Origin of the sequence: Lonsdalea britannica, assembly GCF_946477055.1 — a bacterium.
GTDB lineage: Bacteria > Pseudomonadota > Gammaproteobacteria > Enterobacterales > Enterobacteriaceae > Lonsdalea > Lonsdalea britannica_A.
This window is the reverse complement of the sequence record NZ_CAMKXG010000035.1, coordinates 1-19213: the sequence shown is the minus strand read 5'-3', so window position 1 is coordinate 19213 and position 19213 is coordinate 1. Positions and strand designations below refer to the sequence as shown.

The 19213-nt window shown below is 55.8% G+C and carries 16 protein-coding genes and 1 pseudogene; 4 read left to right on the top strand and 13 right to left on the bottom strand.

What is annotated here, in order from left to right:
• Both Q7O77_RS04420 and ruvX read left to right on the top strand, forming a co-directional pair.
• Positions 1 to 338: YqgE/AlgH family protein (locus tag Q7O77_RS04420; protein WP_304163790.1), on the top strand; the 338-nt coding region annotated here is incomplete at its 5' end.
• Positions 338 to 754 (top strand): Holliday junction resolvase RuvX, encoded by a 417-nt coding sequence (gene ruvX / locus Q7O77_RS04415; RefSeq protein ID WP_085651263.1) that lies wholly within the window; start codon positions 338 to 340, stop codon positions 752 to 754. The genes Q7O77_RS04420 and ruvX, both read left to right, overlap by 1 nt.
• A gap of 119 nt (positions 755 to 873) precedes the next feature.
• On the opposite strand, the gene fbp is transcribed toward ruvX, so the two are convergent.
• Complete coding sequence (gene fbp / locus Q7O77_RS04410) at positions 874 to 1878, bottom strand: class 1 fructose-bisphosphatase (protein ID WP_304163789.1); 1005 nt, start codon at positions 1876 to 1878, stop codon at positions 874 to 876.
• A 167-nt stretch (positions 1879 to 2045) separates the two neighbouring features.
• Between fbp and mpl the strand changes: the two genes are divergently transcribed.
• Positions 2046 to 3419: a UDP-N-acetylmuramate:L-alanyl-gamma-D-glutamyl-meso-diaminopimelate ligase gene (mpl, locus tag Q7O77_RS04405; protein WP_304163788.1), complete on the top strand. Its 1374-nt coding sequence runs from the start codon at positions 2046 to 2048 to the stop codon at positions 3417 to 3419.
• A 111-nt stretch (positions 3420 to 3530) separates the two neighbouring features.
• Here mpl and Q7O77_RS04400 read toward each other — a convergent pair whose 3' ends face one another.
• The 11 genes and pseudogenes from Q7O77_RS04400 to nnr all read right to left on the bottom strand — a co-directional run bounded on the left by Q7O77_RS04400 (position 3531) and on the right by nnr (position 15894).
• A complete protein-coding gene (locus Q7O77_RS04400; RefSeq protein ID WP_304163787.1) occupies positions 3531 to 4829 on the bottom strand; it encodes an adenylosuccinate synthase in 1299 nt (432 codons plus the stop codon).
• A gap of 100 nt (positions 4830 to 4929) precedes the next feature.
• A complete protein-coding gene (locus tag Q7O77_RS04395) occupies positions 4930 to 5130 on the bottom strand; it encodes a DUF2065 domain-containing protein (protein WP_304163786.1) in 201 nt (66 codons plus the stop codon).
• A 113-nt stretch (positions 5131 to 5243) separates the two neighbouring features.
• Entirely contained in the window at positions 5244 to 6239 is a 996-nt protein-coding gene (gene hflC, locus Q7O77_RS04390; protein WP_304163785.1) for a protease modulator HflC, read from the bottom strand.
• A 3-nt stretch (positions 6240 to 6242) separates the two neighbouring features.
• On the bottom strand, positions 6243 to 7490 hold the full coding sequence (gene hflK, locus Q7O77_RS04385; RefSeq protein ID WP_304163784.1) for an FtsH protease activity modulator HflK: 1248 nt from the start codon (positions 7488 to 7490) through the stop codon (positions 6243 to 6245).
• 61 nt (positions 7491 to 7551) lie between these two features.
• Complete coding sequence (hflX, locus tag Q7O77_RS04380) at positions 7552 to 8838, bottom strand: ribosome rescue GTPase HflX (RefSeq protein ID WP_304163783.1); 1287 nt, start codon at positions 8836 to 8838, stop codon at positions 7552 to 7554.
• 89 nt (positions 8839 to 8927) lie between these two features.
• Positions 8928 to 9227 (bottom strand): RNA chaperone Hfq, encoded by a 300-nt coding sequence (gene hfq, locus Q7O77_RS04375; protein ID WP_304163782.1) that lies wholly within the window; start codon positions 9225 to 9227, stop codon positions 8928 to 8930.
• Between the two features lie 110 nt (positions 9228 to 9337).
• Entirely contained in the window at positions 9338 to 10279 is a 942-nt protein-coding gene (gene miaA / locus Q7O77_RS04370; protein WP_304163781.1) for a tRNA (adenosine(37)-N6)-dimethylallyltransferase MiaA, read from the bottom strand.
• Positions 10272 to 12163 (bottom strand): annotated as a pseudogene (gene mutL / locus Q7O77_RS04365) (DNA mismatch repair endonuclease MutL). Before mutL ends, miaA begins: the two are co-directional and overlap by 8 nt.
• Before the next feature lie 31 nt (positions 12164 to 12194).
• Positions 12195 to 13892, bottom strand: coding sequence for an N-acetylmuramoyl-L-alanine amidase AmiB (amiB, locus tag Q7O77_RS04360; RefSeq protein ID WP_304163780.1), 1698 nt, complete (start codon positions 13890 to 13892; stop codon positions 12195 to 12197).
• 5 nt (positions 13893 to 13897) lie between these two features.
• The gene (tsaE, locus tag Q7O77_RS04355; protein WP_304163779.1) at positions 13898 to 14368 is read right to left on the bottom strand and encodes a tRNA (adenosine(37)-N6)-threonylcarbamoyltransferase complex ATPase subunit type 1 TsaE; all 471 of its coding nucleotides are present in this window, start codon (positions 14366 to 14368) and stop codon (positions 13898 to 13900) included.
• Positions 14365 to 15894 carry a bifunctional ADP-dependent NAD(P)H-hydrate dehydratase/NAD(P)H-hydrate epimerase gene (gene nnr, locus Q7O77_RS04350; RefSeq protein WP_304163778.1) on the bottom strand — a complete coding sequence of 510 codons (1530 nt, stop codon included), beginning with the start codon at positions 15892 to 15894 and terminating at the stop codon, positions 14365 to 14367. The genes tsaE and nnr overlap by 4 nt, the downstream gene beginning before the upstream one ends.
• A gap of 899 nt (positions 15895 to 16793) precedes the next feature.
• Here nnr and Q7O77_RS04345 point away from each other — a divergent pair.
• Complete coding sequence (locus tag Q7O77_RS04345) at positions 16794 to 17426, top strand: LysE family translocator (RefSeq protein WP_304163777.1); 633 nt, start codon at positions 16794 to 16796, stop codon at positions 17424 to 17426.
• Positions 17427 to 17619: 193 nt separating this feature from the next.
• Here the strand turns inward: Q7O77_RS04345 and Q7O77_RS04340 are convergent, their stop codons facing one another.
• Positions 17620 to 18618, bottom strand: a complete 999-nt coding sequence (locus tag Q7O77_RS04340) for a hypothetical protein (protein ID WP_304163776.1) — start codon at positions 18616 to 18618, stop codon at positions 17620 to 17622.
• Between the last annotated feature and the right edge of the window lie 595 nt (positions 18619 to 19213).

The window sequence follows — 19213 nt, the reverse complement described above, 5'->3', positions numbered from 1 at the left end:
GTCCGCTGGCGGATGACCGCGGCTTCATTTTGCACACCCCGCAGGCGGGCTTCGCATCCAGTATCTCCGTATCGCCCGATACGATGATTACGACGTCCAAGGACGTGTTGGAGACGATGGGCACGGTCGACCAGCCCAGTAACACGCTGGTCGCGCTCGGCTATACGGCCTGGGAAGGCGGACAGCTTGAGAGCGAACTGCTGGACAACTCCTGGCTGACCGTCAAAGCCGATCAGGACATCCTGTTCCACACCCCGATTGCGGACCGCTGGCGCGTTGCCGCCAAGAAGCTCGGAGTGGATATCCACATGATTGCCAGTGACGCGGGACACGCCTGATGAGTCATCGCACCATCATGGCGTTCGACTTCGGCACCCGCAGCATCGGCGTCGCCATCGGTCAGGATCTGACACGCACCGCCCGCCCGCTTCAGGCATTTAAAGCGCAGGACGGCACGCCGGACTGGCAGAAGGTTGAAAAGTTACTACGGGAATGGCAGCCCGAGCTGGTGATCGTCGGCCTGCCGCTGAATATGGACGGCACGGAACAACCGCTGACGGCGCGGGCGAGGAAGTTCTCTCAGCGTCTTCACGGCCGCTTCGGCGTAGCGGTGGAGCTGCATGACGAACGTCTCAGCACGGTAGAGGCACGCTCCGGCCTGTTCGCTCAGGGCGGTTTTCGGGCTCTGGATAAAGGCAGCGTCGACTCCGCCTCGGCGGTCGTCATTCTTGAAAGCTGGTTCGAGCAGCACTAGCGTTATCTTGAGTCAAGAGTGACGATGAAATAACGCCGGGTCAGAGATGTCGCTATAAAAGAAATGTGGCGCGGTCGAAAGAGCGCGCCACATTTTTATTTGTCTGAAAACACCACTCGTTAATCGTCGGGATATTCGCGCAGGAAGCGCTCGACATCATTCACCATCGACTCCGTGCCGACAAAGAACGGCGCGCGTTCATGCAGTTTCTGCGGCTGAATATCCAGAATTCGACGGTGTCCATCGCTGGCTTTGCCGCCCGCCTGCTCCGCCAGCAGCGCCATCGGGTTGCATTCGTACAGCAGACGCAGCTTGCCCTGCGGATAACTGGCCGTACTCGGGTAGAGATAGATCCCCCCCTTCAGCAAGTTGCGGTGGAAGTCCGCCACCAAAGAACCGATGTAACGCGACGTATACGGCCGCAGGGTGGCCTCATCCTGTTCCTGACAGTACTTGATGTACTTTTTCACGCCCTGCGGGAACTTGATGTAGTTACCTTCGTTGATAGAGTAGGTATTTCCCGTTTCGGGGAAGCGAACTCTTTCATGCGACAGGCAGAAGACGCCCAGTGAAGGATCGTAGGTGAAGGCATGAACCCCGTGACCGGTGGAGTAGACCAGCATGGTCGAGGAGCCGTAAACAATGTAGCCAGCGGCGACCTGCTTGTTGCCGGGCTGCAGGAAATCGGCTTCGGTTACCGGAGAGCCCAGCGGAGTAATGCGTCGGTAGATAGAAAAAATGGTGCCGACTGAAACGTTTACATCAATGTTGGAGGAGCCGTCCAGCGGATCCATCAACACCACATACTTTGCATTTTCGGACCGCTCGCCTTCAAAGATGACGATTTCGTCTTCTTCTTCGGAAGCGATACCGGCGACTTCACCACGCGCTTTGAGCGCCGCCTTCAACTTTTCATTGGCGTACAGATCCAACTTCATCTGTACTTCGCCCTGCACATTGGAAACTCCGCTGGTACCTAAAATATCCACCAGACCCGCTTTGTTGATGTCGCGGTGAATGATTTTCGCTCCCAGCTTGATTGCAGACAGCAACGCGGTGAGTTCACCCGTGGCATGTGAGAAATCGTGCTGTTTTTCGACGATGAATTCGCCTAACGTTTTCATAACACTATTCCATAGTCAGCAGATGAAAAGCGGTCTAATTATGTACCGCCAACGTTTGCGTTTGCAGTGTAGCCCAAAGAGAAAGCGAGCACATAGTCAAATCCATTTCTTGAGAACTATCCATAGCGTTAGAATAAGCCAGACTTTTGTAGACTGTTGGGAAACGTATGCGCATTCATATATTAGGTATCTGCGGCACCTTCATGGGAGGGCTCGCGCTGCTGGCCCGCTCGCTGGGACATCAGGTGACTGGCTCTGATGCCAACGTCTATCCCCCCATGAGCACGCTACTGGAAGAACAGGGGATCACCCTGATTGAAGGATACGACCCTTCGCAGCTGGAGCCTCAGCCAGACCTGGTCATCATCGGTAACGCGATGTCCCGTGGCAATCCCTGCGTCGAAGCCGTTCTTGAGCGAAACATGCCTTATGCCTCCGGGCCGCAATGGCTGCACGACTACGTGCTACGTGAACGCTGGGTCATCGCCGTCGCGGGAACCCACGGCAAGACCACGACCGCGGGAATGGTGGCCTGGATACTGGAAGCCTGCGGCTACAATCCCGGCTTCGTCATCGGCGGCGTCCCCGGCAACTTCGACGTCTCGGCGAGATTAGGCGATAGCCCGTTCTTCGTAGTGGAAGCCGACGAATATGATTGCGCCTTCTTCGACAAACGCTCCAAGTTCGTTCATTACTGCCCCCGTACCCTGATTCTGAATAACCTCGAATTCGATCATGCCGATATCTTTGACGATCTGAAAGCGATCCAAAAACAGTTCCACCACCTGGTGCGGCTGGTGCCGGGCACCGGGCGGATCTTCGTTCCCAGCAACGATCAGCCGCTCAAACAAGTGATGGCGATGGGATGCTGGAGCGAACAGGAACTGGTCGGTGACGACGGCATCTGGAAAGCGAAAAAGAGCGTGCCGGACTCCAGTATTTTTCAGGTTTATCTGAACGATGAATTGGTCGGTGAAGTCGAGTGGAGCCTGGTTGGCGAACACAACATGCATAACGGCCTGATGGCGATCGCCGCCGCCCGTCATGTCGGCGTTCCGCCTGCGGAAGCCTGCCGCGCGCTGGGCGGCTTCATCAATGCGCGTCGCCGCCTTGAACAGCGCGGCACGGCGAACGGCATCACCGTTTATGATGACTTCGCACATCATCCGACGGCGATCCTGGCTACGCTGGCGGCCCTGCGTAGCAAAGTCGGCGGCACGGCCAGAATCCTGGCGGTCCTGGAACCCCGCTCCAATACCATGAAGCTAGGACATTGCAAAACCGAGTTAGCTCCCTCGCTGGGACGCGCAGATGAAGTTTTCCTGTTCCAGCCACAGCATATCTCCTGGCAGGTCGCAGAAGTGGCGGAGGCTTGTGTGCAGCCAACGCACTGGAGTGCGGATATAGATACGCTGGTTGATATGGTCGCTAAAACCGCGCAGCCCGGCGATCACGTGCTGGTCATGAGCAACGGCGGCTTCGGCAATATTCATGAAAAGCTGCTGGAAACGTTCCAGAAACAGGAACAGGCAAAAAGCTGATGGCCTGACAGGTCGACCCTCTTTTCGCTTTGTGTGAATGGTCTTCCGGTCAGCACAAAAGAAAAAGGACGGGAATATCCCGTCCTTTCGTCGTTCTGAACACCAGTTACATCAGGCGTCGAACGGGTCGCGCAACACGATAGTCTCTTCGCGATCCGGACCCGTGGAGATGATGTCTACCGGCACGCCGGTCACTTCTTCTACACGTTTGATATAGTCCAGCGCCGCCTTAGGCAGGCCCGCACGGTCTTTCACGCCAAAGGTAGACTCGGTCCAGCCCGGCAGCGATTCGTAAATCGGCTCAATGCCTTCCCAGTCTTCGGCCGCCAGCGGCGTCACGTCAACTTCGCGGCCATCCGGCAGACGGTAGCCTACGCAGATCTTCACTTCTTTCAGACCATCCAGCACGTCCAGTTTGGTCATGCAGAAGCCGGACAGGGAGTTGATCTGCACCGCGCGACGCACGGCGACTGCATCCAGCCAGCCGGTGCGACGACGACGACCGGTGGTTGCACCGAACTCGTTGCCTTTCTCACACAGGAAATCACCGACGTCGTCAAACAGCTCGGTCGGGAACGGGCCTGCGCCCACACGGGTGGAGTATGCCTTAACGATACCGAGGACGTAGTCAACGTAGCGCGGACCCAGGCCTGAGCCGGTCGCCACGCCACCTGCGGTGGTATTGGAAGAGGTAACATACGGGTAGGTGCCGTGGTCGATATCCAGCAGAGTCCCCTGCGCCCCTTCAAACATCACCAAATCGCCACGTCGGCGGGCTTTATCCAGCAGATCGGAAACGTCCACGACCAGAGAAGTCAGGATGTCAGCCATGGCCAGCACGTCGTCCAGCGTCTTCTGGTAGTCAACGGGATCGACTTTGTAGTAATGCACCAGCTGGAAGTTGTGGTAATCGATAATTTCTTTCAGTTTGACGGCGAAGCTTTCTTTATCAAACAGATCGCCCACGCGCAGGCCGCGACGGGCCACTTTATCTTCGTAGGCGGGACCGATGCCGCGGCCGGTCGTACCGATAGCTTTGGCGCCGCGCGCTTTCTCGCGGGCGTTATCCAGAGCAACGTGATACGGCAGGATCAACGGGCATGCTTCGGACAGCAGCAAACGCTCACGTACTGGCACGCCGCGCGCTTCAAGTTCCGTCATTTCTTTCATGAAGGCATCAGGCGCCAGCACCACACCGTTACCGATGATGCTAACCACGTTTTCGCGGAGAATGCCTGAAGGAATCAAATGGAGGACGGTTTTTTCACCGTTAATAACCAGAGTATGGCCAGCATTGTGACCACCTTGATAGCGCACCACATATTTAGCGCGTTCAGTCAGCAGGTCGACGACCTTGCCTTTACCTTCGTCACCCCATTGGGTGCCCAGTACGACAACGTTCTTACCCATCTCACAATCACCAGTGTTGCTTAAAAAAGGATTCTAACATCTCATTTGTATGCTTTCAGTACTTTTTAGCACACGTTTGCGCAGAAATTTGTCGTCATTTTTAGCCATCCATGCGGCTACGCAACATGTAGTAGATCACAAGGCCCGCGACCACTATTCCGCCGCCAAAACGACGTAAAACCGTATCGGGTAATTGCGCGATACCGAGGATCATCCGACGCCAGATTCGGGGAAACAACAGCGGCCCCAGCCCTTCAAAAATCAGCACCAACCCCAAGGCCAGCCAGACAGATACACTCATAAAGAACTCCAGACATAAAAAAGCCCGCGTCGGGCGCTGACCGTGCGGCAGGTAACCTGCCGCAGACAACACACGAACGCGGGCGACGCATTCGACAACGAGCGGAACGAAAATTAGCGTGCCGGCACCGTCTTCTCAGGCGACTTCATGTAGCGGAAGAAGTCGCTGTCCGGGCTCAACACCAGAACGTCCTGATTACCGCTGCTGAAGCTGTTTTCATAGGCACGCAGACTACGGATAAAGGCATAGAAATCCGGGTCCTGACTGAACGCGTTAGCAAACAGTTTCGCAGACTCGGCATCGCCTTCACCGCGCGTCATACGGCCTTCGCGCTCGGCTTCCGCCAGCGTACGGGTCACTTCGTAATCCGCAGTCGCTTTCAGCTTCTCAGCCTGTTCCTGTCCCTGTGAACGATGACGACGGGCAACGGCTTCACGTTCGGCGCGCATACGTTGGAAGATCGCATCCGACACTTCCGTCGGCAGGTTGATCTGTTTGATACGCACGTCGATCACCTGGATCCCTAACGCAGCCATGCTGTTCGGATTCACCTCTGGCAATTTACCGGTGGTTTCCTGTTCAACACGCGCGGCGGCGGAAGCGATGGCGTTATCGGCTTCGGTGGTTTCGCCGGTTCCGGTATTCAACGCATCACGCACGTCCATCATCAGTTGACCACGCGAGTCCGTCACGATGCCTTTCACATCCTGACGCCCGATTTCGGAACGCAGACGGTCGTTGAATTTACGTTTCAGCAGCACTTCGGCCTGGGAGATGTCGCCACCGCCGGTCGCCAGATAGTAACGGCTGAAATCGCTGATACGCCATTTGATGTAAGAGTCGACAATCAGGTCTTTCTGCTCTTTGGTGATGAAGCGATCGGCCTGGTTTTCCATCGTCTGAATACGGGCATCCAGCGTCTTCACCGACTCAAGGACCGGGATCTTCACGTGCAGACCCGGCGCATAAATGAGCGGTTTGTTCTCATTATCGCGCAGGACTTTGCCGAAGCGCATGACGATCCCGCGCTGACCTTCCTGTACAACGAACAGTGACGCGTAGATCACCAGAAGCACCAGGATCAGAATAAATAGTACTGACTTACGCATTGATTATTCTCTCCCTACTCGAGTGATCTCATCCCGCTGGGCGTTGGCCCGGCGCTGATCCATGATATTGCCGTTGATGCTGCTGCGCGAAGAATTGTAGGTGCTGCTCGAACCATTGTTAGACGAGGTCGAGGAATTACGCAGCGGCGCAACCGTGTTGGTCGCGTTGCCGCCCGTGGTGTTCTGACCACGCAGCATCTGTTCCAACGGCAGCACCATCAGGTTGCCGCCTTTGTCGTTCACCAGCACTTTGCGAGTGCTGCTCAACACGCGTTCCATGGTTTCGATGTAGAGACGTTCACGAGTGATTTCCGGCGCGGCCTTGTACTCCGGCAACACGCGAGCAAAACGAGCCACTTCACCTTGCGCTTCCAGAACGGTACGCGTTTTGTAGGCGCGAGCCTCTTCCAGAATACGCTGCGCCTGACCGTTCGCACGCGGCTGAACTTCATTGGCATAGGCTTCGGCTTCTCGGATGTACTGCTGCTCGTTCTCACGCGCGGCAATGGCATCGTCGAAAGCGGCTTTCACTTCTTCCGGCGGACGAGCTGCCTGGAAGTTAACGTCCAGCAGCGTAATACCCATGTTGTACGGACGAACGGTTTCTTCCAGTACGCGTTGGGTATCGGTACGGACGATGGTACGACCTTCGGTCAGAATCTTGTCCATCGTGTATTTGCCGATCACGCCGCGCAGCGCGCTGTCAGTCGCCTGACGCAGGCTGTCGTCCGCGTTGGTCACGCTGAACAGGTACTGTTCCGGCTGTGTCACGCGGTACTGCACGTTCATTTCGACGCGGATCACGTTCTCATCTGATGTCAGCATGACGCCAGACGTCGCCAGTTCGCGCACGGACTCAACGTTGACCGCTCTAACGTCATCGATAAACGTGGGTTTCCAGTTCAGGCCAGGGCTGACCAGATGGCTGAATTTGCCGAAACGGGTGACAACGCCGCGCTCAGCTTCTTTGATGGTATAAAAACCGCTCGCCGCCCAGATCACGGCAGCGACCACCACCACGACGCCCAAAATACGTCCGCCGGAGCCGAAACCGCCGCCGCCGGAACCTGAGTTTTTTCCACCGCCCAGCTCACCGAGCTTTTTGCTCAGTTTGCGGAAGATGTCGTCAAGATCCGGTGGTCCCTGATCTCGGCCACCTTTGTTATTTCCGCCAGAGTTGCCGCTATTTTTATTGCTGCTCCCCCACGGGTCGCGGTCCTGTCCGTTATTACCGGGCTGATTCCACGCCATGTTTTAGCTCCATTCATTATGATAGGTGTTCTTCGGGGTCAATGTCCCAGAGTTCATCAGACTATACTTCAACGATATAATCTTCTAATTGCTGCTCCTGCTTACAGAGACGACGCCAGTCGACGATAGGCATTCTGATTACCAAACCAACGCTGCCATCTTCTTCTATCCATTCTTTTTCTATTGCCTGAAGCTGGTAAAGACGGCTGCGCAAGCGCCCCTCCTGCGGAGGCAACTGCAGGGAATACTGTGCGATCTCCCCCGACAACCGTTCGGTCAATGCCTGGAACAGCAAAGGTATTCCTTCGCCGGTTTGCGCCGACAGCCAGACTCTGACCGGTTGATGCTCTGCATTGCGATCGATGCGCGGGGCGAAATTGTCCAGCGCATCGATTTTATTCATGACGAGCAGCGTCGGAATTTCATCGGCTTCGATTTCCGTCAGCACCTCGTTAACCGCATCGATATTTTCGTCCATGCGGGGATCGGCCGCATCAACGATGTGAAGCAACAGCGACGCCTGACGGGTTTCCTGCAGCGTAGCTTTAAACGCCGCGACCAGATCGTGAGGCAGTTCGCGAATAAACCCGACGGTGTCCGCCAGGACAGTATCGCCCACATCCGCCACGTCGATCCGACGGAGCGTGGGATCCAGCGTGGCGAAAAGCTGATCGGCGGCATAAACATCCGCAGCTGTCATTTGATTAAACAACGTGGATTTACCGGCGTTGGTATACCCCACCAGCGACACCGTAGGCACATCCGCGCGCGTACGGGCGCGTCTTCCCTGCTCACGCTGTTTTTCCACGCGGACAAGGCGCGACAGAATCAGACTAATGCGGTTACGCAGCAGACGACGGTCGGTTTCAAGCTGTGTTTCACCGGGACCTCGCAGCCCTATCCCGCCCTTTTGGCGTTCAAGGTGAGTCCAGCCGCGCACCAGACGCGTAGCCAGATGGCGCAACTGCGCCAGCTCAACCTGCAGTTTCCCTTCATGGGTGCGGGCGCGCTGGGCGAAAATATCAAGAATCAATCCGGTCCGGTCAATGACCCGGCATTCGCACAGACGCTCGAGATTGCGCTCCTGTGCGGGTGATAAAGCGTGATTGAACAGCACGACGAAAGCGTCGGTTTCTTTAACCGCCTTGGCGATCTCTTCTGCTTTACCCTCGCCGACAAAATACTTGGGATGAGGCGCTTTGCGACTACCGGTGATCACCTGTAGCGATTCGATTCCGGCAGAAGACACCAGAGATTCGAACTCCAGCAGATCTTCAGTATCTTTCTCTTGGGAAAAGTGAATATGAACTAGTATGGCCCGTTCACCGGCTTCATAACGGTCAAACAACCGAACAACCTCTCAAACAAACAAATGCAGCCACAAACGGGGAAACGACGTGATGTCCTTTCCCCGCTGAGGTAAATCGGTAATAGCCCTTATTCAGCGTCATCGCTTTCCTGAGGCTGCGACTGCTGACTAGCCGTGTTATTACCATGATAGTTATTCGCGCCAGGATTATTGCTGTGATGAGACACCGGACGAGACGGAACCACCGTGGAGATCGCGTGCTTGTACACCATCTGGCTAACCGTGTTTTTCAGCAAAATCACAAACTGATCAAAAGACTCAATCTGGCCCTGCAACTTGATGCCATTTACCAGATAAATAGAAACTGGAACACGTTCACGACGCAAAGCATTCAAGAACGGATCTTGCAAAGATTGCCCCTTAGCCATTCTATATTTTCCTTATTTGCTTGTTGTTTGTAACAAAGAACCCTGTGGCTCTAAAATAGCGGTATAAAAATTTGTGCCGAGAATCAGCCAATTGTACACAATCGTCCAACCTATGCACTAACAACCTGCATGACCTTACCCAACGCATCCTGCGGCTCATCGCTATCAAGCCAGCACACATTGTCCCACCCGCGTAACCAGGTTATTTGCCGTTTAGCTAACTGTCGGGTAGCGCAGATCCCACGATAAACCATCTCGTCGTAATCTATTTCACCGGACAAGTAGGACCACATCTGGCGGTAACCGACGCAGCGGATGGAAGGCAAACCCGGATGCAGATCGGCACGAGCGAACAGCGCGCGTGCTTCCGTCTCAAAACCTGCCTGCAACATCTGTTGAAACCGTAGTGCAATACGCTCGTGCAATAATTCGCGCGACGCGGGAGCAATGGCGAACTGGTGCACCCGGTAAGGCAGCGCTTCACCCGATGTTTTTGTCAGTTCGGTTAAAGTGTTACCTGAAACGGAGAAAACTTCCAGTGCCCGCGATAGTCTCTGCGGATCATTTGGATGAATCCGAGTGGCAGCAATTGGATCTATCTCTCGCAGCTCATTATGCAAAGCTTCCCAGCCTTCCCGCTGCGCCCGCTCTTCAATCTCCCGCCGTACTTCCGGATCCGCTGGCGGCAAGGGCGAAAGCCCCTCGAGCAGCGCCTTGAAGTACAGCATTGTCCCCCCCACTAACAAGGGGATCCGACCGGCGGCGGTGATCTCCGCCATTTCCTGCAGCGCATCGCGGCGGAAGTCGGCAGCCGAATAAGCGTCAGCCGGGTCGAGAATATCGATCAATCTGTGCGGCGCCTGCGACAATTCTTCGGCGGTAGGCTTGGCGGTACCGATATCCATCCCTCGATAGATTAGCGCGGAATCCACGCTAATCAGCTCGACGGGCAAGGATTGCCGTAACGCCATGGCTAACGCCGTCTTTCCGGAAGCCGTCGGTCCCATAATGAAAATAGCCGGCGGGTACTGCGTTGTTTCACGTTCAGTCATGCTTTAAAGCCTTGATGGCGGACTCAATATCCATCACATAAAGAAACTCTGATGGCGGAACTTTGACCCGCTCAGGACAGAGACGTTCAATATCCGCTAACAGTTGTACCGCTTGAGCCTGAGTCCAGCTCTCATGCTCGCTATACAACCGCCGCGCTATCCACGCCGCCATCTCATCAGAATCTGACTGAGGGCAATCAGCGAGATAGCCTAACAGGTCAGAAATCAAGTTTTGTAAATTTTGTTGTCTTAATGGTAAAGGTACCGCGCGCAGCGTGGCGCGCTGCTGCTCAACCACGATATCGATACCAAAATGCGCCAACCGTTTTTGATGCTCCGTCACCGCCGCGCGCTCTTGACTTCCCAACGTGAGACGCTGAGGAATCAACAACGGCTGAGGCCGTAACCCTTCCTCGCCGGGCGTCATCTGCGCCTGACGGACATAGCGTTCAGCGACCGGCAGAGACAGCAGGGCTAATCCCTGCTGATATTCGACCAGCGCATAGCATGGCGGATAGACAGTCAATACACACGCCCCAAACCCTCCGCCCGGCTGGCCAGCGGCGATTCGCCCTGCTCGGTCCGCGCTACGTGGCGGTGGGAAGAGGCTGAGGAAGTCGGCGCCTCGTCGCCTGAGGGTATCGACCGCTCAGAGTCAGGCTGTAGCAGTTTTTGATACAGCTCCCCCTGCTTACGCTGATACCCCTCGCCGTGAGGATACGAAGCGGGCGGACGCTCCTGGGCTTTGCCGCCTGAGGTCGGTATTCTCGGCGGCTCGGTTTGCGCAGGCCGCGCGAAGTGGTTCTCGCCCGCAGCGGTACGGTTTTCCTGCTGCCAAACCGGCGCTGGCGTCTCGCCCGGAGGGGTCACCGCCAACGCGGGCGCCGCCGCCTGCTGAAGCACCGTCATCACCGCCTGATAGATGAAATCATGCACCAAGCGCGCCTGATGAAATCTCACTTCATGCTTGGCCGGATGCACGTTGACATCCACATGGTGCGGGTCGACTTCCAGATAGAGGACATACGCAGGCTGTTGATCGCTGCGCAGCTGATCCTGATACGCCTGACGGATGGCGTGGTTAATCAACCGGTCCCGCATCATCCGCTGGTTCACGTAGCAATACTGTAGTTCCGGCAACTGCTGAGAGCCGGAAGGATCGGCCACCCAGCCGCGGATCTTCAGATCGCCATGTTCCCAGGAGACGGCCAGCGCATGCTGAATAAACGCCGTGCCGCAGATGCTGCCCAGACGTCGTTCATGCTGCGTGGGATCGGTCACCGCCCGGTATTGCCGCACCAGCTTGCCGTTATGGTGAAGATTGAACGCCACATCGAAGCGAGCTAGCGCGATACGGCGCACCACCTCGTCGATGTGCATAAATTCGGTTTTTTCAGTACGCAGGAATTTGCGGCGTGCGGGCGTGTTGTAGAACAAATCCAGGACTTCCAGCGTCGTGCCGACCGGATGCGCGGCCGGTTTCACCGTCACCGCCATATCCCGTCCTTCGGCGTACGCCTGCCAGGCTTCGTTTTGGTCGCTGGTGCGGGACGTCAGCGTCAAGCGCGAAACGGAGCTAATACTCGCCAGCGCTTCGCCGCGAAAGCCCAGACTCATGATGGCTTCCAGATCGTCGAGCGTCGCGATTTTACTGGTGGCATGACGCGCCAGCGCCAACGTGAGATCCGTTTTGCCAATCCCGCTACCGTTATCGCGAATACGAATGAGCCGACTGCCGCCACGTTCGATGTCGATATCAATGCGCGTCGCTCCGGCATCCAGACTGTTTTCCACCAGTTCCTTAACCACGGACGCGGGCCGTTCCACTACCTCGCCAGCGGCGATTTGGTTAGCCAGTTGGGGGGGTAGAACCAGAATCGGCATCTTATCTCCTTGGTTTACTGCAATGTCGGCCTCAGGTGGCGGGGATAACCAGCGTCTGTCCGAGCTGTACCGTCTGCGATGCCAGCTTGTTAGCCTGCTGGATCGCTTTCATGCTGACATCGTAATGGTCCGCAATCGAGCTCAGACTATCACCGCGCACCACCTTATGCGTCACCTTCTTCGCCGTCGTGGCTCTCTGTGTCGCCGGGGCGGGTCGCGTCTGTGCGATTGTCGATTCCGCGCCGCCCGGTATCCGTAACCGTTGCCCGACCCACACCACGTCTTTTTTCAGGTGATTCGCGTCGCGTATCGTCGACGGACTGACGCCGTAGCGCGACGCAATCCCCGATAACGTCTCGCCTTTTCCAACGGTATGCCGCGCAGCAGGGCCAGCAGGCGCCGCACTGTTGGAAACCACCGGTTTGGAGACTGGCAAAATGGCAGGCCGTTTGTCATGTTTGGGCGCATTCTGCAAAGGATGCGTTTCGAAATAGCCGCGCAACCCCAGATAGATCGCTTTTGCGACGCGTTCCTGATAATCGCTGCTGCCTAAAAGACGTTCTTCGCCAGGATTGGAGATAAATCCGGTTTCGACCAGTAACGACGGAATATCCGGCGAGCGCAACACGCCGAGGCTGGCATGTTCGGGGCGAACTTTGTGCAGGCTGCCGACGCGTTGCAGTTCACGTAACACCTTCACCGCCACATCATAGCCGACACGCTGTGAGTGCCCGAACTGGAGATCCAGCACCGCCTGACTCAGATAAGGATCGGCATTGTTATTCGCCAGCAGGTCGCCCGCGCCGCCCAGCAGCTCAGACTGCTTCTCATGCTGTTCAAGCCAGGTCGCCATTTCGCTGTTGGCCCGGCGGTTAGACAGCACCCACACCGACGCCCCCGTCGCGCCGCGGTTGGGCGCGGCGTCCGCATGAAGTGACACCAGCAGGTTAGCTCCCTGCTTACGCGCCACGTCGGAACGGCCCATCACGGAAATAAAGTAGTCGCCGTCACGCGTCAGCACCGGTTTGAATACCGGGTCTTTGTTCAGCAACTCGCGCAGCTTGCGCGCAATGCCGATAGTCACGTTTTTTTCCTGCAGGCCGCCGGGGCCGATAGCACCGGGATCCTGACCGCCATGCCCGGCGTCAATCGCGACCACAATTTCATCGCCGGTCGACGTCGGACGGCGCGTGGACGCACGTGACGAAGTCGTTGAAGCGCTACTGGTCACGACCGTCGGCTTATTGTTGAACGGACTTTGCGGCGGCTCGGCAGGCTTGACGGGGGTCGCGGCCGCCCGGGCTTCCGTCGACGAGGGTCGGTTGGCCGCGCGCGGCGACTGCTCGGCGCTCACTGTGAAAACAACGGTGTAGTTGTCGCCATGCTTCGTCGTCGTCGCACGCGTTTTGGCAGGCTTCGTCAGTTCAAAGACCAAACGCAGGCTTTGCGCGTCCTTCGCTTCGCTGGTGCGGATGCGATCGATCAGGTTGCTACCGCTAAAGGCGAGCGGCAGCCCTTTAATTACACCGGTTTGCCGGATGTCGATCACGACCCGGTCAGGATTGCTGAGCGGGAAAAACGCATAGATCGGCTGCCCGCTGAAACTCAGAGTGACCTTTGCCAACCCGGATGCGTTATCGACCTGAATATCTGAAAGATTCGCAGCCCAAAGCGGCCATGACAGGAAGAGAACAACGCCAAATAAAGCCTTCATCAACCGCACGATCATCACGTCTACTCCGACTGATCTATCCAACGCGCCGCAATATGTTCGCCTGTGTCCGACAACACCTGAATCTCCGCCTGACGGCCCGCATCCTGATAGCTCAGGTGCAGTTCCAAATCAGCAGGAGGCAGTATCCCTGCGCCCTGTTGAGGCCATTCGATCAGGCAAATGGCATCCTCTGACAAATAGTCGCGAATGCCCATGAACTCGAGCTCTTCGGGGTCCGCCAATCGGTACAGATCAAAATGGTAAACCGGACGCGGCGACAGCATGTAAGGCTCCACCAGCGTGTAGGTAGGACTTTTGACGTTGCCTGTGTGTCCGAGCGCCTGCAAGAACCCCCGGCTCAGCGTGGTCTTGCCCGCGCCCAGATCGCCATAAAGGTAGATAATGACGGTGCGGTCGCAGGCTTGAGCCAGTGTCGCACCGAGTGCAATAGTTGCCGCTTCGTCAGGCAGAGGTAGAGAAAATGTCTTCATTCTGTCTTTTCTAAGGATATCCACTCAGGATTTACATACTGCGCCAGTACAGGCATCAAATCCGTCGCCAGCATGCCGCGGGGGCCGCGCTGTTTCGCCAGCCAGTCGGCGGCGGCGCCATGAACCACACATCCGGCTCTGGCCGCGTCATACAACGAAAGTTTCTGCGCCGCCAGCGCACCGATAATACCGGAAAGCACATCGCCCATCCCCCCCGTGGCCATGCCCGGGTTGCCGACGTCGGCGATGGCCAGCGCGCCTTGCTCATTGGCGATCACCGTTCCCGCACCTTTCAGCACCACGACGCCGCCGTAGCGTTTCACCAGCTTTCCCGCTGCAAGTAAGCGGTCACTTTCAATATCGGCAACGCGACAGTTCAGCAGCCGTGCCGCCTCGCCGGGATGGGGCGTCAGGATGCGATTCTGACGTTTATGCGGGCTGATTGCCAGCAGGTTGAGCGCATCCGCATCCCATAACATGGATTTGTTACAATTTTCTGCGATCCGAAGGGCATTTTTGCCCCATTCTCCCTGGCCCAGACCGGGGCCGATCACCACCACATCAGCCCACTCCAGTCCTTGTCGCAACGTCGCCGTATTGAGCTCCTGAACCATCAGTTCAGGACGAGACACCAACAGCGCAGCAAGGTATTCGCGGTGAGTGAGTACTCGCACTAAACCAGCCCCCGCGCGCAGAGCCGACTCGCCGGCCATGAAAATCGCTCCGCCCGTTCCGGCATCGCCGCCGACAATCAGCAGACGACCGTTATCCCCTTTGTGCGCCCCCGGCCGACGCGGCCTGAGCCACTGAGAAAGATGACGCGGCGTGAGACGCTGGATCGGCGCGTCCTGAGACTCCACCCACGCTGACAGCGCCAGATCGTCGATGTGCAGCCGCCCGACATGGTCGCGGGCCTGACCGGTCAGCAGGCCGGGCTTCAGGGTGATGAACGTGATGGTATGTGCGGCGTCGATCACCGCGCCTGCGGCATGGCCGGTTTCGGCATTGAGTCCTGAGGGAATATCCAACGCTACCGTGGGGGCCGCGTACGCATTGGCCGATTCGATCAATCGATCGTAAGGGGCTCTCGGCGCGGCGGAAAGACCGGTGCCCAGCAGACCGTCGATAATGAGATCGACATCATCAGGCCAGACGGCTTCCGGCGTCAGCACGGTACCGCCATCAGCGATCCACTGCGCTCTGGCCTGTTCGGCTTCGGACGGCAGCGGACGTTCTCCGAGACAGGCTATCACCGAAACGCTCAGGCCAGCGGCTTTCGCTAGTGTTGCGACCACATAACCATCGCCGCCGTTGTTGCCGTGCCCGGCCAGAACCAGCCAGTGCCGAGCAGATGGATACTGCAAGCGCGCCAGCCCAAATGCGGCGGAACCCGCCCTTTGCATCAGCGTGTAGAGCGACACGCCAGCCGACTGCGCCGCCCCCGCCTCCTCCCGCCGTAGCCAGTCGGCCCGAAAGACCGTATCAGGTAACGCTTCGGACACAGAATTGATGCTGCAATCGATCATGACATGCTCCCTCTCATTTCTGCAGATGCGTCCCCCGCGCCAGCACCGGGCGTGAACGCGATAACGCGGCCCCCTCAGCAATCAGTCTTCACTTCAGGCGTCACCCACGCTGACTGAAAATGCCTCATTTTTCCGAAAAGGCAGCGCAAACAGCTATCAGTTTACTCCGCCACACGTCGTTGGCGAATGACAGGGCCAGATTAGCGAGAGAAACGCGCAGTGAAGGGTCAATCAGGGGGAATGACGATAAGGGTAAAAACGCACCGATTTTGCACCGGTCTCGCCTGTGGATAAATTTAAAAACTCTTTGCCAATCAAGCGTGACAAAAAGTACAAGTGATCAAAGCGGCGTTTTTTATCTAAAATTTATCTTTTAAATTCATGCGGATAAAAAACACCGATCCCTGGACCCTCGGTGTGTCATCAAACACCGTCGTCAAGAAATCTGTGGATAAGTCTGTTTAAAAACTTATGAGATTTACTTTTGCGGAAAGCAGGAATGTTCTTGGAGAGATAAAACCGATAGCGCTATTAGCAATAGGGAATCAATTTATGCCCCGGGTTTTGTAACACACTGATTTATAAGGATTTTAAAATACAGCATGCTTAGGGGACGGCATTATGGCTCAGTGAATCCGAATTGGCAAGCGTTTTGACTCTTCACTCCTCGACGCGCAGTAAGACCGCGATATTCCGTCTATCGCCGTTCCCTGTCGGCAGGCGACTCTGTCCATGCCCGTCAAAAACGACTCAATTAGGTTAGTTCAATAATCAGACAATAAATAAAAAAGATGGAAATTTTTTTCGGTTTAACGGGCAGAATGGGATACCCAAAAGCAGCCGACCCGCAGAGGCTCTCTCCTGCGGCCGTTCGTGCTATCGCCTTCATAGAGGGGCCTATGCCTGAATTCTCGAATCTCATCACTTTTGCTTTGATCTCGCTGGGGCTGGTACTAACGCCTGGCCCAAACATGATTTATCTGGTTTCCCGCTCGTTGTGTCAGGGACCCAAAGCAGGGCTGATTTCGCTGGGCGGCGTTGCGCTGGGATTTGTGTTTTACATGCTGTGTGCGGCGGCGGGGATTACCGCGCTGGTCATGGCGATCCCTTATGCCTACGACGTTTTACGCTTTGGCGGGGCGCTTTATCTGCTGTATCTCGCCTGGCAGGCCGTCAGACCCGGTGGGCGTTCGCCGTTTGAAGTGCGGGAACTGCGTCCGGACACGCCGTCCAGACTGTTTTTCATGGGCTTCGTCACCAACTTGCTCAACCCCAAAATCGCGGTGATGTATCTCTCGCTACTCCCTCAATTCATCACCCCGGAGCAAGGCCATGTACTGACGCAGTCTTTGATGCTCGGCATGGTGCAAATCGCCGTTAGCGTCAGCATTAACGCACTGATTGCCGTCATGGCCGGCTCTATCGCCGTCTTCCTGACGGGTCGTCCCTTATGGAGCGTGATCCAACGCTGGCTGATGGGCACCGTTTTGGCCGGGCTGGCCATACGAATGGTGATGGAAGGACGCCGCTAGCGCCGAGTAAAATCGGTGAGGCATGGCGCATGTCGATAGCGACGAGAGTCGCAGAGAGGATGGCAAAAGGCCCTCAGCGTTTGCAAGCGCTTACTTATCAACGAAGAAAGAGGGACAAAAACAGGCTAAACGCCCCCCTTTATTTCTTCAGAACGGACGCCTGATTGACGTCCGTCGTCATGCAAAATGACGTTTATCTGCTGAAGTAGTTAGCCCCAAGCGTCTCTTTATCTGCATCGTCATTCACGTGGAACGACGAGAGGCTCCAGCGTTTACCCGTGCTGACTTCGCCGAGATACAGTTGGTATTTGCCTTCAGAGGTAGATGAAAAGAAGACATAGTCTGTGCCATTCACAGGAAAGGCGTCAGAATTATCACTGTCGCAATCGTTAATCGACAGTTGTTCAGCCTTGTCGCTTGGGTTCAGCTTGGTATACAGCTGATCGGTTCCGTTGGAATCCTTCCAGCGTGAGTAAAAAACCCGTCCATCCTGACGAACCGTCGGATAATAGGCTTCCAGACCATTCGGCTTGTCGAAGACCACCTTTTTGCCGGTAGCGAGCGTCAGTCGGTATACGCCTGTGACGCCCGACTCCTCTCCTGCCGCGTAATACACCAGCTTGCCATCCGCAGATGGATACGGCATCGAGCTTTCGATGGTTGATGAGGAGTTGGTCAGATTGGTCTGCGAACCGAACACTGGCGCCCCGTTTTCGAAACTCAACGTCGCCTTCATCACATCGCCGTCCTGCTTGAAAAACAGCGCGCTGCCATCGGCGCTAAACTTGGGATCCTCGTTGCTGGTCTCTCCCGTACTTTGGGTCAGGTTAACCGGCAGGTCGGCCGAGTCCACCCGCCACATAAAGATATTCCAGGCATCGTCCTTGATACCCATAAAGGCCAGCCACTGACCGTCGGGACTGAATACCGCGTTCATAGGGTCCTGAATCCCCCACGATGATGAAGACACCTGCGTCACTTTTTTAGCCGCAAAATCATAAATAAAAATCTGGCTGGTGCCATCTTCGTAGCTGCCGTAGGTGTGGTAGGCGAGCTTGCCTTTCAACGTGGAGGGAAACGTTGAGTCACTTTCCGTGGTGTGGTCGGAAATACATTTGGCTTGAGAGTCCGCGGTGAAACCCGCCAAAAGCGCGCCGCACATCAGCGCGGTTGCCCACAATTTGGGTTGCATAGTTAAAGCATCCTTACCTTATATGAATGTGTCCTGGCCGCGACCTCTCGGCGATAACCCCATCATCATTAACATAAAAAAAGCTTATTACTTTGAGTGTTAACGACCAGTCATACCTATGATTACGCCCGTCACCCCGATGTTTTCTAGGATTTCCGTCGTGACATAGTCAAATATATCTTAAGTATCATCGTGAGGCGGGTAAACCGGGTTGACGGATTAATCAACACTTTAGGAAAGATGAACGGGATCGGGTAAGCCCCTGCCCCGTAGTGCTTACCGTATTCACCCGTATGCTCTGACGCGCAATGGCTTAATTCGCCACGGACTCATGAAAAGGCTGTAAAACTGCCTAAGCCTGCCTCTCTACAAAAAAGTCCAATGGTTTAAATATGGAAATATAAATGCAGATTTATTGAGTAGACAATATGACGCAAAAACACGATCCCTGACCTTACTGTTTAACATAGAATTAAAAACGATTTATTGAATTTATTTTATGCACACCCGAAATAAACATTGAGAAAATGCTGTCGGTGATAATTATATTTTAATAACTCAAGCATCTGTCTCTTATACACATCTCCGAGCCCAC

Bases quoted from the DNA above. Each gene is read 5' to 3' on its own strand.
- Q7O77_RS04345 (WP_304163777.1), top strand. From the start codon at position 16,794: ATGCCTGAATTCTCGAATCTCATCACTTTTGCTTTGATCTCGCTGGGG.
- amiB (WP_304163780.1), bottom strand. From the start codon at position 13,892: ATGATCGTGCGGTTGATGAAGGCTTTATTTGGCGTTGTTCTCTTCCTG.
- mpl (WP_304163788.1), top strand. From the start codon at position 2,046: ATGCGCATTCATATATTAGGTATCTGCGGCACCTTCATGGGAGGGCTC.
- Q7O77_RS04400 (WP_304163787.1), bottom strand. From the start codon at position 4,829: ATGGGTAAGAACGTTGTCGTACTGGGCACCCAATGGGGTGACGAAGGT.
- hflC (WP_304163785.1), bottom strand. From the start codon at position 6,239: ATGCGTAAGTCAGTACTATTTATTCTGATCCTGGTGCTTCTGGTGATC.
- Q7O77_RS04340 (WP_304163776.1), bottom strand. From the start codon at position 18,618: ATGCAACCCAAATTGTGGGCAACCGCGCTGATGTGCGGCGCGCTTTTG.
- hflK (WP_304163784.1), bottom strand. From the start codon at position 7,490: ATGGCGTGGAATCAGCCCGGTAATAACGGACAGGACCGCGACCCGTGG.
- hfq (WP_304163782.1), bottom strand. From the start codon at position 9,227: ATGGCTAAGGGGCAATCTTTGCAAGATCCGTTCTTGAATGCTTTGCGT.
- fbp (WP_304163789.1), bottom strand. From the start codon at position 1,878: ATGAAAACGTTAGGCGAATTCATCGTCGAAAAACAGCACGATTTCTCA.
- miaA (WP_304163781.1), bottom strand. From the start codon at position 10,279: ATGACTGAACGTGAAACAACGCAGTACCCGCCGGCTATTTTCATTATG.
- Q7O77_RS04395 (WP_304163786.1), bottom strand. From the start codon at position 5,130: ATGAGTGTATCTGTCTGGCTGGCCTTGGGGTTGGTGCTGATTTTTGAA.
- nnr (WP_304163778.1), bottom strand. From the start codon at position 15,894: ATGATCGATTGCAGCATCAATTCTGTGTCCGAAGCGTTACCTGATACG.
- ruvX (WP_085651263.1), top strand. From the start codon at position 338: ATGAGTCATCGCACCATCATGGCGTTCGACTTCGGCACCCGCAGCATC.
- tsaE (WP_304163779.1), bottom strand. From the start codon at position 14,368: ATGAAGACATTTTCTCTACCTCTGCCTGACGAAGCGGCAACTATTGCA.